The organism is Yoonia sp. (assembly GCF_042093035.1).
In the GTDB taxonomy this organism is placed as follows: domain Bacteria; phylum Pseudomonadota; class Alphaproteobacteria; order Rhodobacterales; family Rhodobacteraceae; genus Yoonia.
In genome coordinates this window covers 13,376-32,567 of the sequence record NZ_JBELFI010000016.1, presented here as the reverse complement: position 1 = coordinate 32,567, position 19,192 = coordinate 13,376, and the positions used below count along the sequence as shown (strand labels likewise).

Below are 19,192 nucleotides of genomic sequence, written 5' to 3'. Positions count from 1 at the left end.
GCATTGGGTGCGGGTGATCGTATCCTTGGCCGCCTGACCGCTGACCAAACCGAGGATCATAGCCATACAGGTCGGATGATCCGCCGGATTGGAACGAACCCGCTGCGTATTCTGGGAGTTTTCCGCGCCGGCTCTGAAGGAGGGCGTGTGCTGCCCATCGACAAGGGCGCTGACAAGCAGTGGACGGTTGCAGCCGGTGCGGTCGGCGGTGCCAAGGACGGCGAACTCGTTGAAGCAGAACAGGCAGGGCCAAAGGGCCGCATGGGTTTGCCCAAAGCGCGCATTGTTGCCCGTCTAGGCGACCCCACAGAACCGCGCGCGGTGTCTTTGATCGCGATCCACCAGCATGGCATTCCCGATCACTTCCCTGATGACGTGATCGCAGAGGCGGATGCAGCCAAGCCCGCCGGTCTGGGCAAACGTAAAGACATGCGCGATATGCCGCTTGTCACGATTGATCCTTGGGATGCCCGCGACCACGATGACGCGTGCTATGTTGAAGCCGATACCGATCCCAAAAACGCTGATGGTTATGTGATCTGGGTCGCCATTGCCGATGTCGCCCACTACGTGACCCCGAATTCCGCACTCGACCATGAGGCGCGCAAACGGGGCAATTCCACTTACTTTCCAGACCGCGTCGTGCCAATGCTCCCGGACCGTTTATCCGGTGATCTGTGTTCGCTGCATGAAGGGGTCGAACGGGCCTGCCTTGCGGTCGCCATGCGCATCGACGCGGCAGGCAACAAAATCGATCACCAGTTTCACCGTGGCTTGATGAAGTCGGTCGCATCTCTGAACTACGAAGAGGTTCAGACCGCCGTTGATGGTCAACCAAACGACAAGACAGCACCGTTGATGGACGAGATCATCACCCCGCTCTACGGTGCTTACGCCGCCTTGATGAAAGCCCGCAACAGCCGCCAACCGCTTGAGTTGGACTTGCCGGAACGCCAGATCGTTTTGGATGATGCAGGCAAAGTGACCTCCGTCCAATTCAAAGAACGGCTCGATGCGCATCGCCTGATCGAAGAATTCATGGTGCTGGCAAATGTTGCGGCGGCCGAAACACTGATCGCCAAGAAATCACCGCTTCTTTTCCGGGTCCACGAAGAGCCTAGCCCCGAAAAATTGGATGCCCTGCGCGACGTCGCCAATGCATCAGGACTGGTGCTGGCCAAAGGGCAGGTTCTGAAAACGGCGCATTTGAATAAGCTGCTGACCGGCGCGGCGGGCACGGAAAACCATGAGCTTATCAACATGGCGACCCTGCGTTCCATGACGCAGGCCTACTACAATCCCGAAAACTTCGGCCACTTCGGCCTCGCCCTGCGCGCATATGCGCATTTTACATCCCCCATCCGCCGCTATGCCGACCTGATTGTGCACCGCGCTTTAGTGTCTGCGCATGGCTGGGACAAGGACGGGCTAAGCCCGTGGGATATTGAGCATCTCCCCGATACAGCCCAGCAGATCAGCGACACGGAACGGCGTTCAATGACCGCAGAGCGGGACACAACGGATCGCTATCTCGCGGCCTTCCTGTCCGACAGGATCGGGGCGGATATGAGCGGACGGATCAGCGGCATCGCCAAGTTTGGTGTCTTTGTGAAACTTGATGAGACCGGCGCTGACGGGATGATCCCGATCCGCACATTGGGGCGAGAGTATTTTCATTATGACGCCGAAAGCCAGACGCTGATGGGGTCTGACACCGGTCTTGTGATCGGGCTCGGTCAGCGCGTGACGGTCAAACTGGCGGAGGCGGCCCCTGTGACGGGCGGATTGATTGTCGAGTTGATCGCAATTGATGACCGCATCATGCCGCGCGGTCCATCACGCGGGCGCGGCAAGCCACCGCGACGCAAAGTCGGCTCGGCACGCAAAAAGGCTGCCAAGACCGCGCGCAAGGTCAAACGCCAGCGCAAGTAGGGTACATCGATAGGGGGCGGCGCTCAGAGTTGGGGCGCGAATTCCGCTAGCACCTGTTCATAGACCGCGCGCTTGAAAGGGACAATGCGGCCGACCAGATCATCAGGCGACATCCATTTCCACGTCGTGAATTCGGGATGTTCAGTCTCAAGGTCGATATCCGCGTCGGTCCCGTTAAACCGCATCAGATACCACTTCTGTTCCTGCCCGCGATAGCGGCCTTTCCAGATGTTCGGCACCAGCGCGTGCGGGATGTCATAACGGATCAGGCCAGCGGTTTCGCCCTCTATCGTTACCAAAGCTGGCGCAATGCTGGTTTCTTCTTCCAGCTCCCGCAGTGCTGCGGCGCGCATGTCCTCGCCCTTATCCACGCCGCCTTGGGGCATCTGCCAAGCGTCCGTATCTCGGTCTTTGCGCTGCGCTACAAACACCTGGCCATCTGCATTGGCCAGCATCACGCCGACACAAGGGCGGTAAGGGAGCTTTGCAATTTCTTCGGGGGTCATTTCGGTCTTTCTACTTTGCTCGAGATTCTGAATTGCTCACTGGCGCTCAAATTATGCGATAACAAGCCGGGTGTCGTGCTGGATGCGCGCGGCAATCCAGCGCAAGTGATCGCGCTGGAACGCAACACAGCCCGCTGTCGGGCGACCCGGCCCCCGCCATTCGTGCAGGAAGATCGCAGAACCGCGCCCCTTGACCGCATAAGGCCAATTCCAGTCGGTGAGGATGACAAGATCATACATCGGGTCTGCGCGGCGTAGCCGTTCGTGGCTATGTGGATAAGGGGCCCGCACCATCATGTTGTAGTCATCATGCCCCACATCATCCGACCACAAATCACGCGGTCCAATCGGCAGCGCCCAATCAGCAGGACGCGCCATTCGGTCCGCGCGATAGAGCATCCCCACAAGGCGATGCGTCCCGCGCGGCGTGGCACCATCGCCCTCTTTCTTGCGGGCCGTCAGGCCGGCACGCCCGATGGTACAAGGAAAGCGACGGTTCATGAACCGCACATGGGTGTGGGTGAGAACGAGATCGGTAGGTTTCATCAGGGCGTGATGTCAACTACTCGCGGTAGGGGCTGTCGGCGCCGTATTCCCGGAAGAAATCACGCTGGATCCGTTTCACTTCACAATAGGGAAAGTCTTCGCGCCGCCATGCAGTGTCGCTGCTATTTCCTGCACCAGACCCTGCGTTCAGTTCATTGCTGAATGTAAAGAAATTTGTGTCCAACGAAATGAACCTGCCAGAGGCAACGTAGCCGTCTTCAAAATACAATCTCACAGAACGCCGTTCCCCGGTGCCTGTCGCGTTCATCCAATCACTGGCTGACTGGACCATTTCCTTTCGGTTCTCACACATACAGCAACAGGTCATCGACATCTCCTATCTTTGCTGCGGCCTGCTGTCTGAATTGGCAAGTCACAGAGTCCCAAGCATCTGAATTCAGGATGCACGTCTGCATTGTGCCACTAGTCAGGTGTGTGTTGTCAATGTTTGTTGGCCGTTTGCGTCGCCGATCATTGCAAGACAATCCAACTGCTCTTTCCCAAGCGGCCCGGCAATCTGCTACAACAAATGCCCGGATTTCGCGGCCTTCGTCGCCAGATATGCGTGGTTGTGCGCGTTCTCTCCTACCTTGAGCGGCACACGCTCTGTCACGGTGATGCCGCAGGCATTCATCCGGTCCACCTTTGCAGGGTTGTTGGTCAGCAAACGCACGGATGCGAAGCCCATCCGCCGCAGGATTTCAGCGCCAATCCGAAAATCGCGTTCATCATCTTCAAACCCGAGCCTGTGGTTGGCTTCGACCGTGTCAAAGCCCTGGTCCTGCAAGGAATAAGCGCGCATTTTGTTCGCAAGCCCAATCCCGCGCCCCTCCTGATTGAGATACAGCAAGACACCCGCGCCTTCTTCCCCCATCTGCGCCAAGGCCCCGCGCAGTTGCGGGCCACAATCGCATTTGAGCGAACCAAGCAAGTCGCCGGTAAAGCAGGCCGAATGCAGCCGCGACAGGACAGGCTTGGTGCGATCCGGCTTGCCGATTTCGATGGCGTAATGCTCTTCTGCACCATCATCGGGGCGGAAGATGTGCAACCTGCTCTTCTCTGATACCTCAAGCGGCAATCGCGCGGAAATGATCGGGTTCAACGGGCTAAGCTCTGTATCCATTGCAGCATTCGCGGGAACCAGCGTGAGGTTATGGGTGGAAGCGAAGATGGCTGCATCATCAACCAACAACACCAAGGCGGCGGGCAACAAGCGGGCGGCCTTTGTCAGTGCGATGGCCGCGCGATGTAATTCCGCCGGCCCCTCACGCATCACCTTAAGCGGCCCCTTCATCGGCGAACGCAAATCGTCAGCAGGGTCTGCAATCGCACGTACCCATGCCAATGTCGCATCCGCAGGCAAGACGATCCGCGCCAGATCACCGTCATAGGCAGCAGCCTTGAGGGTCTGTGCCCGCCACGCTGTCACAGCCAACACAGCATCACCGCGCAGGCTACGTAAATCGGCCAGACGCGCGGCGTCCAAGGTCTCTGCGGCCAAGACGACCGCACCACCTTCCAACACAACAGGCACGCCCATGCGCAGGTCTGCGCGGGCGCGGGCCAGCCTTTCTGTGATGTCGGGGGCGAATGTCATCGCGTACAGCCTTTGATTTGTTTCAACTGATAGCCGTTTCGCAGGCAAAGTGAAACATTTGCACGAATTATCACACGAGCGTGTGAAAGTTTCATCCTGTTGCTTGTTCTGGCCGTAACAAGTGCACAAGTCTAGACAAGACAAAGAACAGGAGGATGTCGTGGGGCAACTCAAGAGAATTTTGCTGGTGGACGACGATGACGACCTGCGCGAGGCGCTGGGTGAACAGTTGTTGATGACCGAAGACTTCGACGTTTTCGAGGCCGACGACGGCGCCAGCGCGATGATAAAAGCGAAAGAGGGCCTTTATGATCTGATGATCCTCGATGTAGGTCTGCCCGACACCGACGGACGCGAACTTTGCCGCTTGATGCGCAAGCAAGGCGTGAAGTGCCCGATTGTGATGCTCACCGCGCAAGACAGCGATAGCGACACGATTTACGGTCTTGATGCAGGTGCAAACGACTACATCAGCAAGCCGTTCAAATTCCCCGTTCTGCTGGCGCGTTTGCGCAGCCAGTTGCGCACGCATGAGCAATCAGAGGACGCCGTATTCCAGCTTGGGCCATATACGTTCAAGCCTGCTCAAAAGTTGTTGATGACAGAAGATGAAAAGAAAGTTCGACTGACCGAGAAAGAGACGAATATCCTCAAATTTCTCTATCGCGCGACCGAAGGCGTGGTGGCCCGCGACGTGCTGCTGCATGAAGTCTGGGGCTATAATGCCGGTGTGACAACGCACACGCTCGAGACACATATTTATCGTCTGCGTCAAAAAATTGAACCAGATCCGTCAAATGCGCGCCTTCTTGTCACCGAATCCGGCGGTTACCGTCTGGTGGCATGATAAGTCGTCTGATGTGGGAATTGCCCCCCCTTTTCTTACGTCAGACGCTCCTAGTTCCCGCAGGAGATCGGGTAAATCTCCACCTCCCTGTTGGACTTGCCCGGGCTTCGTGCCCGGGCTTTTTTTCGCCACTGGTGTATTCCCCTCAGCACACTACATTACCCTAATCTACGACAAATGGAGACGACCAATGAAAGCTGCCAAAGACTTCATGCAAGAGGCGAATGCCGTTGTGCCACGCATAAGCGCCGAAGAGGCGATCGCAAAATACAAGGCCGGTGGTGGCGTCTTTATTGACGTCCGTGACAGCGCTGCAATTGCCCAGAGCGGCACAATTGCGGGTGCGCACCGGATCAACCGTGGTGTGCTGGAATTCGCCGCTGATCCAGCGACACCAGCCCACAATGACGCGCTGCAAAAGGATGCCGATCTCTATCTGGTCTGCGCAGCTGGCGGACAAGCGGCACTTGCAGGGAAGACCTTGAAAGACATGGGTTTTGAGAAGGTTACCAACATCGGTGGCATCGGCGACTGGAAAGCCGCAGGCGGCCCGATCGAGGATTAGTCCAACGCGTAAAGCCAGTCGGCGATCAGATCGTCGATATGCTCAATTCCCACCGAAACCCGGATGAGATTCTCCGGAATACCGGTATGCGGTTCAATCGTGTGCCGGTGTTCCACCAAGCTTTCCACACCACCCAAAGACGTGGCCCGCAAGAATAGTTTCAGCTTGCCCACAACCGCCAGCGCCTCCGTGCGACCACCTTTGACCAGCACAGACATCAGACAGCCGTAGCCGCCCCGCATTTGCTGGGCAGCCACCACATGACCGGGGTGATGTGGCAGGCCCGGATAGAACACATCTTCAACGTTGGGATGCACCAAAAGTGCCTCCGCCAAGGTCTGCGCGTTCTGCGACATGCGCTCTACTCGCAATGGCAATGTGCGCATCGCGCGAATCAATAGCCACGCCTCAAACGGGCCCAAAACCGCGCCCGCCATCTTGCGGTCTGCCTTAATCGTTCCCCAGATTGTGGCATCCGCCTGCCGTGTCGACAGCACGCCCGCCAGGACATCGGAGTGTCCATTGATCCCTTTCGTCGCGGAATGCATCGCAATATCCGCCCCATGATCGAGCGCCCGCGTCAGGATCGGCGTCGCAGCGGTGCCGTCGACGACAACTGTGCCTTTGGTGGCGGCCTTCACCGCCTGAATATCAACCGTCTTCAGCCAAGGGTTTGATGGCGTTTCTACAAACACCAGATCGGCCGACTTGGCCTTGCAAGCTGCGACCAGATCGTCAGCGTCAACTTCAATCAACGCGATTTCGCGACGCGCGCAAAAATCACGGGTCCACGCGGTTGTACCCCAGTAGATACCGGACTGCACAATCGCGGTGCCATTGTTGGGCAAGGTCCGAAACACAGCGGCGATCGCGGCCATGCCCGAGGGGAACAACCGCGTCTCTTCGGCACCCTCAAGGCAACGCAAGACCTCTTCTGCTTGCCGCACGTTGTCAGAATCGTCGCGCGAATAGATGTTGTCGGTCCGATGCAACTTGTAGTCATCATCACGCGTGAAGGTGGTCGATGGCTGGAGCGAAGGCACAACCCCGCCGGACTGTGGGTCACCTGTGCCCGCAGCATGGGCGGCGACAGTCGCTGGTTTCATATTCTTATCCATGACGCTTTGTGCCGTGCAGCAAGGGCCAGATGCAAGCGTTGACTAACTCACAAACTCATCGCGACTGTAACCTTGCAGATAAAGCAGCGCAGTCAGGTCGCCGTGATTGATGCGTATCTCGCATTCGGCCTGCACAGTTGGCTTGGCGTGCAAGGCAACACCGATGCCGGCTAATTTCAGCATCCCAAGATCGTTCGCACCGTCGCCAACGGCCATCACATCTTCGGCGCTGATCCCAATGCGCGCTGTGATCTCTTGCAACGCCTCAACCTTCGCGGTTTTGCCAAGGATCGGGCGACCCACATCACCAGTGAGCTGCCCATCTGCCGCGATAAGCGTATTTGCGCGATTTTCATCAAATCCGAGTGCCGCCGCAACCCGCGTCGTGAACGCCGTGAAGCCCCCCGAAACAAGCGCCGCATAGGCGCCATTGGCCTTCATCGTGCTGACCAATTCATAGCCGCCCGGCATATAGGTGATCCGCTGGTCCAGCACCTGCGCGATCATCGTCTCTGGCAAGCCTTTGAGCAGGCCTACGCGCTCAATCAAGGCATCCTCAAAATCAAGCTCGCCATTCATCGCGCGCACGGTGATGTCAGCGACACGGGCGCCGACTCCGGCTTCAGCGGCGAGTTCGTCAATGCATTCCTGCCGAATCATCGTGCTGTCCATATCAGCGAGAAGCATCTTCTTTCGCCGCCCTTGAAGCGGTTGCACAACAAGATCGACACAAGCCTGCTGGAGGTCTTCCCAAACGCTCCAGCGATTCTCTGGCGTTGTCGGGACAACAAACTCCGCAGCTTCATCAATGCCTAGCCAGTTCGCATCACCGCCGCCCCACGCATTGCGCAAGTTGTCGACCAGCGCCGCATCAAGATTGCGTTCCGTTGGAGTGGTTATCAGTGTGACGACCTGCATGGGTGATCTCCATAGCGTTGATGCGCATGGGTCTAGCGCCAGTCAGCGCGCGATGGCACCCCTAAAAGTCAGCAAACGCGATCAGAGCGAGAGGTTTCCGATCGGCGTCGCAAATGTCGCGATAAAATATCCAACTGCCGAATTTGGGCGTTTTCGCAGTTGCAGCACGATCAGCACCCCTCTATCTGTGGCGTCGGGACACCCTTCCCCAACGAAGGGCGCATATCTGTGAGGATACCAGTGATGGTTACGACTACCCCGGCGTCGCGCGACACCGCGCGCAAACCTGTTTTGCGGCCTGCCAATCCGCGTTTCTCTTCTGGCCCTTGTGCCAAACCTCCCGTCTGGAAACTGCAAGCACTTGCCGATGCGCCTTTGGGCCGCTCGCACCGTGCAGGTGTCGGCAAGGCGAAGCTGGCCGAAGCGATTGACCTGACGCGCGAAGTACTGGGTGTGCCAGCAGACTATCGCATCGGCATCGTGCCCGCCTCTGACACTGGCGCCTTTGAAATGGCGATGTGGTCGCTCTTGGGTGAACGCCCGGCAGAGATGGTTGCCTGGGAAAGCTTTGGTGCTGGCTGGGTGACTGATGTGGTCAAACAGCTCAAGATCGAAGCAACTACCCACACCGCAGACTATGGTGAAATCGTCGATATGGCAGCCCTGAATTACGACAATGATGTTTGCTTCACATGGAATGGCACAACGTCCGGTGTGCGCGTCGTGTCGGGTGATGTCATCCCTGCTGACCGTGCTGGATTGACGCTTTGTGACGCGACGTCCGCTGCATTCGCGCAAGACTTGCCTTGGGACAAGCTCGATGTGACCACGTTTTCTTGGCAGAAAGTCATGGGCGGTGAAGCCGCGCACGGGATGCTGATTTTGTCGCCGCGCGCTGTGGAGCGTTTGGAAAACTACACACCTGCTTGGCCATTGCCCAAGATCTTCCGCCTGACCAAAGGTGGTAAACTGATCGAAGGCATCTTCCGGGGCGAGACCATCAACACCCCCTCCATGCTGGCCGTTGAAGACTATCTTGTTGCGATGAAATGGGGCCGTTCCATCGGTGGATTGGATGCATTGATGCACCGCGCGAATGCGAATGCGCGAGCGATTTGGAATTTCTGCGCTGAAAAGCCATGGATCGCAAACCTCGCAGTTGATCCGGCGACGCGGTCGAATACATCCGTTTGCCTGAAATTCACTGATGCGCGTATCGAAGATGGCGCGACATTCGCGAAGGCCGTTGCAAAAAGGCTTGAGGCCGAGAAAATCGCCCTCGACATCGGTGCGTATCGGGATGCGCCGGCCGGTCTGCGGATCTGGTGTGGTGCGACGGTTGAAACCTCGGACATCGAAGCAATGCTGCCGTGGCTGGAATGGGCATTCGAGACCGAAATCGCGGCTCAAGCCTAACTCTTCAATATTTTACGGTCCTCGTGGCCGCTTCAAAGGACATGCAAAATGGCTCCTAAAGTACTTATCTCTGACAAACTCTCTCCTGCGGCTGTGCAGATCTTCAAAGATCGCGGCATTGACGTGGATTTCCAGCCTGACCTTGGCAAAGACAAGGACAAGCTTCTGGAGGTCATCGGCCAATATGATGGTCTCGCGATCCGCTCTGCCACCAAAGCGACAGAGAAAATCATCGCGGCTGCAACCAACCTCAAGGTGATTGGCCGCGCTGGTATCGGTGTGGACAACGTGGACATTCCCGCAGCATCCAAGAAGGGCATTATCGTGATGAATACGCCCTTCGGGAACTCCATCACCACAGCAGAGCACGCGATTTCCATGATGATGGCCGTGGCACGTCAAATCCCAGAGGCGAACGCGTCAACCCATGCTGGCAAATGGGAAAAGTCCCGCTTTATGGGTGTGGAACTGACAGGCAAGACACTTGGCGTCATCGGTGCGGGCAATATCGGTTCTATCGTGATCGACCGCGCGCACGGGTTGCGCATGAAAGTCGTCGCCTATGACCCATTCCTGTCCGAAGAGCGCGCCACAGATATCGGCGTCGAGAAAGTCGAGCTTGATGAATTGCTTGCCCGTGCCGACTTCATCACGATGCATGTCCCGCTGACCGAGCAAACGAAAAACATCCTGTCTCAGGAAAACATCGCCAAATTGAAGAAAGGCGTGCGCATCGTGAACTGCGCCCGTGGCGGTCTGGTGGATGAATCCGCTTTGGCCGAAGCACTCAAGTCCGGTCATGTGGCAGGTGCGGCTTTGGACGTTTTCGCAGTTGAACCGGCCACAGACAGCCCACTCTTCAATCTTCCAAATGTCGTTGTAACGCCTCACCTTGGTGCCGCAACAACCGAGGCGCAGGAAAACGTGGCGCTGCAAGTCGCCGAACAAATGTCCGACTATCTGTTGACCGGGGCTGTGCAGAACGCATTGAACATGCCGTCTGTTACCGCCGAAGAAGCCAAGATCATGGGGCCATGGATAAAGCTGACCGGGCATCTGGGCAATTTCATTGGTCAGATGACAGATGAGCCGATCAAGGCGATCAACATTCTCTTTGACGGTGAAGCCAGTGAGATGAACCTCAAGGCGCTGACCGCCGCGACGATTGCAGGCATCATGACCAAGGCGAACCCCGATACCAACATGGTCAGCGCGCCGGTGATTGCCAAGGAACGCGGCATTAAAGTCTCGACCACCAAACAGGACCAGTCCGGTTCGTTTGAAGGCTATGTCAAGGTCACCGTAGTGACAGAGAAACGTGAGCGTTCGGTTGCCGGCACAGTGTTCAGCGATGGCAAGCCGCGCTTTATCCAGATCAAGGGTATTAATATTGATGCCGAGATCGGCGAACACATGGTCTATACGACGAACGAAGACCGACCGGGCATCATCGGTGCTTTGGGCACAACGATGGGCGCGAACAACGTCAACATCGCGAACTTCACCCTTGGCCGTTCAGAAGCGAAGGGCGAAGCGATCGCGCTGCTTTATCTTGACGAAACCGTCCCCGCACACGCCGTCACAGCGCTGGAGGACACGGGCCTCTTCCAGCAGGTCAAGCCGTTGAAATTCAACGTCTAATCAGTGCGAATAACACCTGTCACCGCAGCCGCTCCGATTGCGGTGACTATTCTGCCGGAGCAATGGGCAACCCACGCACACCCAAGACGTCCTGTGTTGCGTCGTTCAGTCCGGATTTTGCACGATTTCTGAGTGTGGCCGAAATACTGTCGCGCCGCTGGACAACCTGGGGCCACCCGATGACGAAATATCGGGTTTCACAGCCCATCTCTTCAGCCTGGCAGCGGGGCGTTGGAGGGGGGGCACGCCTTTCCACCCTTTTGCCCGCGGGGTAACTCGCGTAGACGAGCGTCTATGCCAATTCAATTCACCAGTCTCAATGCGATCCTGAACCACGGGTTTGACACCGTCATCGACGTGCGCTCACCTGCGGAATTCGCTGAGGATCATATTCCCGGCGCGATCAACTTGCCCGCGTTGTCAAATAAGCAGCGGGCCGAGGTTGGGACGATTTACACACAAATCAGTGCTTTTGACGGGCGCAAGATCGGCGCAGGCATGGTGATCCGCAATGTGGCCGATCATATTGATGGCCCTTTGATGGAAAAGGACGGCGCATGGCGTCCGCTGGTCTATTGCTGGCGAGGCGGGCAACGCTCCGGTGTCTTCTCCACGCTGCTGTCAGAGATTGGATGGCGCGCAGAAACGGTCAAAGGTGGCTACACTGCATTTCGCCGCCTCGTGAAGGCCAGCCTTTACGATGACCCATTGGCCCATCGCCTTGTCTTGCTTGATGGATATACCGGCACCGCCAAGACAGAAATCCTGCCCCGCCTGTCCGCACGTGGAGTGCAGACGATCGATCTGGAAGGGCTTGCCTGCCATCGCGGCTCATTGCTTGGCGGAATGCCCGGTGGCCAGCCGGCACAAAAAGCATTTGAGACAGGTCTGGCAGTGGCGCTGAGCAAACTGGACCCTGCCCGCCCCGTGGTTGTCGAGGCCGAAAGCAGCAAAATCGGGCGCATTGCAATCCCGTCATCGGTGTTCGCCGCCATGCGCACAGCCCCGCGCATTGTCATTCAGGCCCCGCTGTCTGCCCGCGCCGCGTATCTTGCAACGGCTTACCAAGAGGTCATCTCCGATCCGATTTCTGTCAGCGAGAAGCTGGAGCCGCTGCGCAGATTGCGCGGCCATGCCACGGTTGATCGTTGGGTGGAGCTGTCAAAGGCCGGGGCACTGGTTGATCTGTCCCATGCGCTCATGGTCGAACACTACGACCCGTCCTATGCCAAATCGCGCAAGATCGACCAGCGCGCGGTTTTGGGCGAGGTGAAGGCGGAGACATTGGACGGCGCCGGTCAGGAACGGGCCGCAGATCAGATCGCGGCACTGCTCAACGCGTCTTGAGGGCGCTACCTGCGGTGATATCACCAATAATCACAGCCCTGTAGCCCGCAGCCTGAAGCTGTTCGACCAGCGTATCGGCGTCCTGTGGCGCGACAGCGGCCAGCAGACCTCCGGCAGTTTGCGGGTCAAAGAGCAGGTCAAAGACCGGGCCGTCAATCGGACCTGCCCCTGCCTGATTATCCTCAAAAAGCGACGATCGCACGCCTGCCGCGCTTAGCGCCAATGCGCCTTCCATCAAAGGAATTGCATCAAGCGACACTACGGCCCCGACGCCAGAAGCGTCACATATTCCGCGCAGATGCCCGGCAAGGCCAAAACCAGTGATATCCGTCATCGCATGGACCTTGCCCAATATCACCGAGGCATTGTCTTGTGGTTCAACCATCAGTTGCAGACAGGCGATCACGTCAGCGCCATCCGCTTTGCCGGCCATTTCAGCCGCCATGATTGTGCCGCTGCCAATCGGTTTGGTGACGATGAGCTTGTCACCCACCTTTGCGCCCGCCAAGGTGATCGGCGTTTTCACAAGTCCGGTCACGGTGAATCCAATCGTCAATTCATCCCCCAGCGATGAATGCCCGCCGACAATCTTCCCGCCCGCTGCGTCAAACACTTCGCTGGCGGCTGTCATGATCTCGGCCATGGTCCGTTCCTGCAGGTCCGCCGACATACGGGGCAAAATCAAACTGGCGGTCGCCGCCTGTGGCTGCGCACCCATCGCCCAGATGTCGCCCAGCGCATGGATCGCAGCAATGCGTGTCATCACAACGGGGTCATGGGTCAAGGCACGTAGGTGGTCGGGGCTCATCACCTGACCGGGTTGAATTTCGGCTGCGTCATCGCCGAACTGATCGTTCAGGATAGTCTGCAACGCCTTGCGCCCGACTTTCGCGCCACAGCCGCCGCACATCGGCTTGTCGCCCAGCGCCTCTGTCACGCCCAAGGCAATCGTGCGCGGCAGGCTTGGTGGCGCCATCACGGGCAACGCCTCGAATTGGTCCATGAACTTGCGGTCGATATAATCCTTGAGCTTCCACAGCAGCGGGCCCTGCCGCGCGGTGCCGAACTTCTCAGCCAGCGCGGATTTATCGCCCAAAGAGACGAGTTTCAGGTAGTCCCGTTGCGGCTTGTAAGGCTCCAGCGCGCCGCCCGACAACACGGCCCGCAAATTGTCGAAAAGCACTGGCGCTTCGCGGACGGCATAGACGCCAGCCTTGGGGCGTGGATTGGCGGTCAGATGCGCGCAGTCGCCGACCGCAAACAAACTTGGATCGCTCGATTGCAGGTTCGCATCCACACTGATGAAGCCATCGTGCAAATCCAAACCGGTGTCAATGATCCAGTCATGCGGCTTGGCGCCGGCTGCGCCTATGGTGAAGTCACTGCGAATAACGCGGCCATCATTGAGGACGACACCTTTGGCGAAGATCTCAGTCACTTCGGCATCTTCAATGATCTCCACATTATTGTCGGTCAGAGCCGCGATCATCATATTGCGCGCCTTATAACCAAGCGCCGCAAGGACACGGCTGCGGTCAATCAGCTTCACCGTCGGATTTTTGTCCCGCAGGGCGTGGGCCATCGCTGTCGCAAGTTCTGCGCCAGCAACACCGCCCCCAATAATCGCGAGCTGTGGGCTGTCGGCTGTTTCTCGAAATGACTCCCACCGCGAGGCAAATTTGCCCAATGGTTTGGCGGCAATCGCATGGGCGGCGAACCCCGGCAAATCAGGCATGGTCGAGGTGATCCCCACATCAACCGCCGCAATATCATAGGCAATGGGCGAACGCCCCGCGACAGTGATGGTCTTCGCAGCAATATCGATACCGGAGGCATACCCATTGATGATGCGCGCGCCTGCAAAACGGGCCAACTTCACCAGATCAATATCAAGCTCCGCACGGGTATAATGGCCTGCAACAAACCCCGGCAACATCCCCGAATAAGGCGCCGTTGGTCCTGGATTGACGACTGTCACGCGCACGCCGGGCAAAGGGTTCATCCCCCATTGGCGAAGCACCAACGCATGGGTATGCCCGCCGCCGATCAGGACGAGGTCACGGGTGAATGGGATCGTGTTCATGGACCCGTTCTAGCGGGCTGTGTGTCAGGGGGAAAGCCACTGTCCCTGCCAATGACGCACGCGTGAGAATTGGGCGCGGCGATGGTCTTTGCCCAAATGCACCAGATCAACCTGTGTCACTGCGCAATTCAGCACCGCAAATGTCGCAGGATCAGGGGCTTTGACGTAATCCAAGGCCTCCGGGATTGGCGTGCCAGGAGCCGGGATGACACCGTAAGATTGCTGCGCATGATCGGGGATTTCCGCCCAAAGCGGGCGTATGGCGTCGCCGGATGCAATTGCGACATGCCCCTGCAGGCGGATTTGCAGGTCTTTTTCCGGCACCCAGACGTGCAATGCCCCGCGTGGGTTGGCTTGCAGGCTCTTGATCTTGTCAGACTGAAGATCGGTATGCACCGTCAGCGCAGCCGCCTGTGCATCAGCCGTGCGCAAGACTACGGTGCGCGCCTCTGGCCAACCGTCAGGTGAAACAGTCGCGAAAGTTGGCCTGCGTGCAGGGTGTCGGGCGTCCGCCACGCCATCTCGCAGTGCGTCCCAAAGCGCAGCCCAAAGTCCATCAGTCGTTTCAAACCATTCACTCATAGCCGGTCATTTCCAAATACCCGATCCCCGGGTGGCTGCCGGTCACGGTCACCGGCCCCTCCCAATACGGCAACGAGGTCGCCATCCAAGCGTTTTCATTGATCGCGGTCACCGTAACATCAACGCCTTTACTGGGGAGCGCCACCTGCCAACGCACCGGCACGTCATTGTCGTTTGTTGCCAATGGGGTCGCTGTCAAAGCGCCGTCCGGATAAGGCGTCGCCGTCCCATCCGGCTCAATCCAGGTTGCTGAAGTGAAAGACGTCCCATCGGTCTGCTGCAATCGAAAGCCCATCAGCTTTTCACCGCTATCAAACGACAGCGAAAACCAATCCCAGCCCGTTTGACTGTCTGCCAAAGGCTGGGAAGACCATTCGTGGTCAAGCCAGGCATTGCCGGTGACGGCAACCTCACCCTCGGGCAGTTGCAAGGTGCCTGCGATCTCAAAAAACGGTTGTGAATAGTAATACGAGGCCTGCCCGGTAGCCGATTTCACCGAATACCCGTTCTGGCCGTGAAAAACCAAAGGCCCCTTTGCCGTCAGCGCCATATCATAGGCGAATTCCGCACCAGTTGCGGTCATCCGCATCGTGTCCCAATCACCTTTCAAGACCCAATCATCGATCCATGCCTCAAAGGGGTCGGCGACAACCCCGGCCTGTCCGATCCCACCGCGAGCGCGCCGTTCGCTGACATAATGTTCGGTCTGGGTCGTGACCGCCGCATTGCCCATCCACAGCTGCGGCGCGGTCCAGTTGGAGCCGGTCTCAGGCGCGAGCGCTGATCGAAACAACGTCCATTGCAGGCCGTAGGGCGTCCCTTCGGCATCGGTTAGGTTGGCCGTCAAATACCACCATTCAACGCGGTAGTCGTCATGCGGGCCATGATCTGCGGGAAAATCAAAAACAGGGTCGGGTTGCGGTGCGGAAAACCCCTCTGCCTGAGTTCCCAAACCTGCAAAACCCTGCGCCATGGCACTCGGCGCTAGCATGCAGATGAAAATCAAGAGCCTAACGTTCATTGGAAAACACCTTGAGCAAATCAGCGGGCGGGGTGCCGGCCAGTCGGCGTGCGGGCCACAGTGCAGCCAAGCCCGCCGCCAGCAACGCGAATACCGCCAGACGCGCGTAATCGGCCGGGAACAGATACATCGGCAGACGCCAGCCAAAGGCCGCAACATTGACCACCGCCAAAAGCGCCCAGGCCAGCGCCAGCCCCAGCGGCAAGGCAACCAGCGCAGTCAGAAGCGCCAGCATCACGGCGCGTAGCAACTCCAATCGGCCAATTTGTCTGCGGGTCATGCCCATTGCCCACGCAGGGGCTAACTGCGGCACCCGCATCGCCGCCAATGTCAGCAAGCTCATCAAGATCGCAAATCCCGCCACAGCCAACGTCAGAATATTCAGCGCGGTCGTCACAGTGAAAGTTCGTTCGAATATTTCCACCGAGATTGCCTTGATCCGTGCCTGATCGACCGTGTGGCCGACGGGAATATCTGTCTGAGACGTCAAGTCAGCGATGAACTCTCCGACCTCTGCCGGGGGCATCCGCAATCCATAGTTTTGCGGTGATACGTTCGGGAAGAGCGCAGCAAAGACAGTTTCCGAAATCACCATCTGGCCAATAGGATTGCCGTAATCTCCATAGACACCAGCGACCTCGAACAGCTGTCCGTCAACCGTGACGCGATCACCAACGCCAAGACCTCCGCGCCGGGCGAGTTGTTCATTGATAAGCGCCGTCTGACCGGCAAATGTCGTGTCCCAAGCGCCATCAGCGCTGTCCAACAACACCCAGAAATCACGGTAGGTTGCGTGGTCACGGGCGCCGAAAACCTCGGTCGGTTGTCCGGCCAAGGAGATTTCCGCGCTCTGGATCGGCAGGACCGCATCAACGCGGCCTTGTGCGAATGCAACCAAAGCATCCGACTGGGCCGCATTTTCGGTGCGCACGTAAAGTTCCGAGGCGAGACGTTGATCGAGGAATTCCGTGAACGTGAGCCGAAAGCTGGAAACCATCGTGGACACTCCGACATTGGCCGCCATGGCCAGCAAAAGCGCCATCAAGGCCAGCGATAGACCGGGCAATTGCTGGCGGGTATCAGCCCAGAACCATTGCCCGGTGACAGAGCCCGCCCGAGCGCTCATCGCGGCCAAGGCCGCGTTCAGGATGATTGGCAAGGCCAATGCAGCGCCGATCAACAAGGTTGCCAGCAACGCAAAACCGCCGATCAAGCTCTCGGCAGTGAAAATCAGGACGGTGCAAGCTGCCAGCAAGACAGCCGCCATGACCCCCTGAAGACGCGCGCGCCTGCCCGCAGCCATCGCCAGAGCGCGCGGCTGGGCTGCCGCAAGCAGAGGCATTTTACTTATTTGATAGAGCGCCCCGCTCGCGGCCATTGCCGTTCCGCCGAATGCAATTGCGAGACCCGAAAGCCACCACGATAAGCGTAGTTGCAACGTCCCCGATACATCTGCCCCATAAAGCCCGCGCAGCGTTGCGGCCACGTCCGGCAGCAAGAGTGCCGCTATCACATAGCCCAGAGCGATGCCAATAACCCCTGCTATCAACGCGAAAACCATCAACTCGGCCACCATAAGGCCAATCAAGCGTCGCAATGGCACCCCCAGCGCGCGCATGGTGCGCACAACTGGTCTGCGCTGTTCAAATGCCAGTCCGATTGCGCCGTTGACGATGAAAATACCTACCGCAAATGACAAAAGCCCAAAGGCCGTCAGGTTGAGTTGAAAACTATCGGTCAAGCGCGCGATATCTCTGCCGTTTTGCGCAAGCTGCAAGCTCAGTTCAGGGGCAGCGGCGGCAATATCCGACCGCCCGAGCGGTTGGTCCGGCAGGACGATAAGACTGTCGACCTGCCCCTGCATTCCAAGCAGGCGCTGGGCCACGCCAATGTCAGTTACAGCCGTGCCGGGGGCAATATCGGGATTGATAATCACATCAAGCCCAACAAGCCGTTCGGCTGTTTCCGCGTTGGCAAAAAGCAACCCTTCGGAACTGAAGAAACTGCCCAGTTCCGCAGCTTCGCCCGGTGAGACAGGTGTGATGCCTGCGGGCGCGCTCAAAGGTTCGACGCCAACTATGCGCACGCCGCCATCTAGCCGCCCCTGCACGACAGGGCTCACCAACCAGCCGGACCGCCGCAAGACGATGTAGGTCTGTTGCGCCATCGGCTGACCATCGCGGCGGACCAGCCGGTCATACTGCCCCTCTCCCAGAGTGGCCGCCGCAGCATCATAACTTGTCCGTGCTTCTGCATTGATGGCTTGCACCCCTGACCAAAGGGCGGTCGCCAGCGCCAAACCAGCAAGCAATGTGAAAAGCTGCAACGGATTGCGCCACCAATGCGAGACGAGCGCGTGAAGGGCCGGGCTTGTCATACGATGCGACCTGCCTTGAGGTGCAAACGGCGCGCCAATCGTCCGGCGAGCCCCGCTGAATGCGTCACCATAAGCAACCCTGCACCGGTTTCGGCCACCAGTTCCTGCATCAGATCCATGACCGTTGATGCGGTCGTCTCATCAAGATTGCCCGTCGGTTCATCCGCCAAAACCAGACGTGGTTTCGGTGCCAGGGTGCGCGCGATTGCCACCCGTTGCTGCTGGCCACCTGAAAGCTGTTCGGGGTATTTGTTCAAATGCGCGCGCAGACCCATTCGCTCGGCAAGCTCTGCCGACCATGCCTGATCCTCTTGCCCGGCAAGGCGGGCCTGAAAGGAAATATTGTCGGCTACTCGCAGGCTTGGGATCAGGTTGAATTGCTGAAAAACCACGCCGACGGTGCCGCGCCTGAGCGCTGCCCGCCCGTCATCATCCATCGTCGCGATGTTTTGTCCCGCCAGCCAGACCTCACCACGGTCCGGTCCGTCGAGCCCGCCGATCAGGTGCAAAAGCGTGCTTTTCCCGCTACCTGATTCGCCAGTCAGCGCGAGCGTTTCACCTGCTTTCAGCGTCAGATCAATGCCACGCAGCACCGCAAACGGGCCATCGGCAGTTTGATACGTCTTGTGAATGTCATTGACCGATAGCAGCATTTGTCCCTCGCCTTTGTTATCAAGATAAAGCAGCCGCTTGGGA

Annotated in this window: 17 protein-coding genes; 6 read left to right on the top strand and 11 right to left on the bottom strand. The window is 58.2% G+C overall.

All coding sequences use genetic code 11. From position 1 onward, the window contains the following. The coding region (gene rnr / locus ACFDSS_RS04240; RefSeq protein WP_375254518.1) for a ribonuclease R at positions 1-1,932 on the top strand (1,932 nt) is incomplete at its 5' end. A gap of 23 nt (positions 1,933-1,955) precedes the next feature. Here rnr and ACFDSS_RS04235 read toward each other — a convergent pair. The 4 genes from ACFDSS_RS04235 to ribA form a co-directional block, all read right to left on the bottom strand. Beyond that, positions 1,956-2,438 (bottom strand): RNA pyrophosphohydrolase, encoded by a 483-nt coding sequence (locus tag ACFDSS_RS04235; RefSeq protein WP_375254517.1) that lies wholly within the window; start codon positions 2,436-2,438, stop codon positions 1,956-1,958. Between the two features lie 51 nt (positions 2,439-2,489). Further along, complete coding sequence (locus tag ACFDSS_RS04230) at positions 2,490-2,984, bottom strand: L,D-transpeptidase (RefSeq protein WP_375254516.1); 495 nt, start codon at positions 2,982-2,984, stop codon at positions 2,490-2,492. A 16-nt stretch (positions 2,985-3,000) separates the two neighbouring features. Further along, positions 3,001-3,276, bottom strand: a complete 276-nt coding sequence (locus ACFDSS_RS04225; RefSeq protein WP_375254515.1) for a hypothetical protein — start codon at positions 3,274-3,276, stop codon at positions 3,001-3,003. 228 nt (positions 3,277-3,504) lie between these two features. Then, positions 3,505-4,581, bottom strand: coding sequence for a GTP cyclohydrolase II (gene ribA / locus ACFDSS_RS04220; RefSeq protein WP_375254514.1), 1,077 nt, complete (start codon positions 4,579-4,581; stop codon positions 3,505-3,507). A 160-nt stretch (positions 4,582-4,741) separates the two neighbouring features. Here ribA and ACFDSS_RS04215 point away from each other — a divergent pair, with 160 nt between their 5' ends. Both ACFDSS_RS04215 and ACFDSS_RS04210 read left to right on the top strand, forming a co-directional pair. Further along, positions 4,742-5,428 carry a response regulator transcription factor gene (locus ACFDSS_RS04215; protein WP_375254513.1) on the top strand — a complete coding sequence of 229 codons (687 nt, stop codon included), beginning with the start codon at positions 4,742-4,744 and terminating at the stop codon, positions 5,426-5,428. A 190-nt stretch (positions 5,429-5,618) separates the two neighbouring features. Beyond that, positions 5,619-5,993, top strand: a complete 375-nt coding sequence (locus ACFDSS_RS04210; RefSeq protein ID WP_375254512.1) for a rhodanese-like domain-containing protein — start codon at positions 5,619-5,621, stop codon at positions 5,991-5,993. Here ACFDSS_RS04210 and ACFDSS_RS04205 read toward each other — a convergent pair. After that, positions 5,990-7,111, bottom strand: coding sequence for a trans-sulfuration enzyme family protein (locus ACFDSS_RS04205; protein ID WP_375254511.1), 1,122 nt, complete (start codon positions 7,109-7,111; stop codon positions 5,990-5,992). The two genes, ACFDSS_RS04210 and ACFDSS_RS04205, sit on opposite strands and share 4 nt — an antisense overlap. A 42-nt stretch (positions 7,112-7,153) precedes the next feature. Next, positions 7,154-8,029: a phosphoserine phosphatase SerB gene (gene serB / locus ACFDSS_RS04200; RefSeq protein WP_375254510.1), complete on the bottom strand. Its 876-nt coding sequence runs from the start codon at positions 8,027-8,029 to the stop codon at positions 7,154-7,156. Positions 8,030-8,272: 243 nt separating this feature from the next. Here serB and ACFDSS_RS04195 point away from each other — a divergent pair, with 243 nt between their 5' ends. The 3 genes from ACFDSS_RS04195 (at position 8,273) to mnmH (ending at position 12,433) form a co-directional block, all read left to right on the top strand. Beyond that, on the top strand, positions 8,273-9,445 hold the full coding sequence (locus tag ACFDSS_RS04195; RefSeq protein ID WP_375254509.1) for a phosphoserine transaminase: 1,173 nt from the start codon (positions 8,273-8,275) through the stop codon (positions 9,443-9,445). Between the two features lie 48 nt (positions 9,446-9,493). Next, a complete protein-coding gene (serA, locus tag ACFDSS_RS04190; RefSeq protein ID WP_375254508.1) occupies positions 9,494-11,086 on the top strand; it encodes a phosphoglycerate dehydrogenase in 1,593 nt (530 codons plus the stop codon). Positions 11,087-11,380: 294 nt separating this feature from the next. Beyond that, positions 11,381-12,433: a tRNA 2-selenouridine(34) synthase MnmH gene (mnmH, locus tag ACFDSS_RS04185; protein WP_375254507.1), complete on the top strand. Its 1,053-nt coding sequence runs from the start codon at positions 11,381-11,383 to the stop codon at positions 12,431-12,433. Here mnmH and selD read toward each other — a convergent pair. The 5 genes from selD to ACFDSS_RS04160 are packed head-to-tail and all read right to left on the bottom strand — an operon-like array spanning position 12,420 to position 19,149. Further along, entirely contained in the window at positions 12,420-14,516 is a 2,097-nt protein-coding gene (selD, locus tag ACFDSS_RS04180) for a selenide, water dikinase SelD (RefSeq protein WP_375254506.1), read from the bottom strand. The two genes, mnmH and selD, sit on opposite strands and share 14 nt — an antisense overlap. 24 nt (positions 14,517-14,540) lie before the next feature. Beyond that, on the bottom strand, positions 14,541-15,098 hold the full coding sequence (locus tag ACFDSS_RS04175) for a pyridoxamine 5'-phosphate oxidase family protein (protein ID WP_375254505.1): 558 nt from the start codon (positions 15,096-15,098) through the stop codon (positions 14,541-14,543). Further along, positions 15,091-16,119, bottom strand: a complete 1,029-nt coding sequence (locus tag ACFDSS_RS04170) for a lipocalin-like domain-containing protein (protein ID WP_375254504.1) — start codon at positions 16,117-16,119, stop codon at positions 15,091-15,093. The genes ACFDSS_RS04175 and ACFDSS_RS04170 overlap by 8 nt, the downstream gene beginning before the upstream one ends. Then, positions 16,109-18,496 (bottom strand): FtsX-like permease family protein, encoded by a 2,388-nt coding sequence (locus ACFDSS_RS04165; RefSeq protein WP_375254503.1) that lies wholly within the window; start codon positions 18,494-18,496, stop codon positions 16,109-16,111. The genes ACFDSS_RS04170 and ACFDSS_RS04165 overlap by 11 nt, the downstream gene beginning before the upstream one ends. After that, positions 18,493-19,149 (bottom strand): ABC transporter ATP-binding protein, encoded by a 657-nt coding sequence (locus tag ACFDSS_RS04160; protein WP_375254521.1) that lies wholly within the window; start codon positions 19,147-19,149, stop codon positions 18,493-18,495. Before ACFDSS_RS04160 ends, ACFDSS_RS04165 begins: the two co-directional genes overlap by 4 nt. Positions 19,150-19,192 lie beyond the last annotated feature (43 nt).

Excerpts from the sequence above, each read along its gene's own strand:
- ACFDSS_RS04235 (WP_375254517.1), bottom strand. The coding sequence starts at position 2,438 with ATGACCCCCGAAGAAATTGCAAAGCTCCCTTACCGCCCTTGTGTCGGC.
- ACFDSS_RS04230 (WP_375254516.1), bottom strand. The coding sequence starts at position 2,984 with ATGAAACCTACCGATCTCGTTCTCACCCACACCCATGTGCGGTTCATG.
- ACFDSS_RS04225 (WP_375254515.1), bottom strand. The coding sequence starts at position 3,276 with ATGGTCCAGTCAGCCAGTGATTGGATGAACGCGACAGGCACCGGGGAA.
- ribA (WP_375254514.1), bottom strand. The coding sequence starts at position 4,581 with ATGACATTCGCCCCCGACATCACAGAAAGGCTGGCCCGCGCCCGCGCA.
- ACFDSS_RS04210 (WP_375254512.1), top strand. The coding sequence starts at position 5,619 with ATGAAAGCTGCCAAAGACTTCATGCAAGAGGCGAATGCCGTTGTGCCA.
- ACFDSS_RS04205 (WP_375254511.1), bottom strand. The coding sequence starts at position 7,111 with ATGGATAAGAATATGAAACCAGCGACTGTCGCCGCCCATGCTGCGGGC.
- serB (WP_375254510.1), bottom strand. The coding sequence starts at position 8,029 with ATGCAGGTCGTCACACTGATAACCACTCCAACGGAACGCAATCTTGAT.
- ACFDSS_RS04195 (WP_375254509.1), top strand. The coding sequence starts at position 8,273 with ATGGTTACGACTACCCCGGCGTCGCGCGACACCGCGCGCAAACCTGTT.
- serA (WP_375254508.1), top strand. The coding sequence starts at position 9,494 with ATGGCTCCTAAAGTACTTATCTCTGACAAACTCTCTCCTGCGGCTGTG.
- mnmH (WP_375254507.1), top strand. The coding sequence starts at position 11,381 with ATGCCAATTCAATTCACCAGTCTCAATGCGATCCTGAACCACGGGTTT.
- selD (WP_375254506.1), bottom strand. The coding sequence starts at position 14,516 with ATGAACACGATCCCATTCACCCGTGACCTCGTCCTGATCGGCGGCGGG.
- ACFDSS_RS04175 (WP_375254505.1), bottom strand. The coding sequence starts at position 15,098 with ATGAGTGAATGGTTTGAAACGACTGATGGACTTTGGGCTGCGCTTTGG.
- ACFDSS_RS04170 (WP_375254504.1), bottom strand. The coding sequence starts at position 16,119 with ATGAACGTTAGGCTCTTGATTTTCATCTGCATGCTAGCGCCGAGTGCC.
- ACFDSS_RS04165 (WP_375254503.1), bottom strand. The coding sequence starts at position 18,496 with ATGACAAGCCCGGCCCTTCACGCGCTCGTCTCGCATTGGTGGCGCAAT.
- ACFDSS_RS04160 (WP_375254521.1), bottom strand. The coding sequence starts at position 19,149 with ATGCTGCTATCGGTCAATGACATTCACAAGACGTATCAAACTGCCGAT.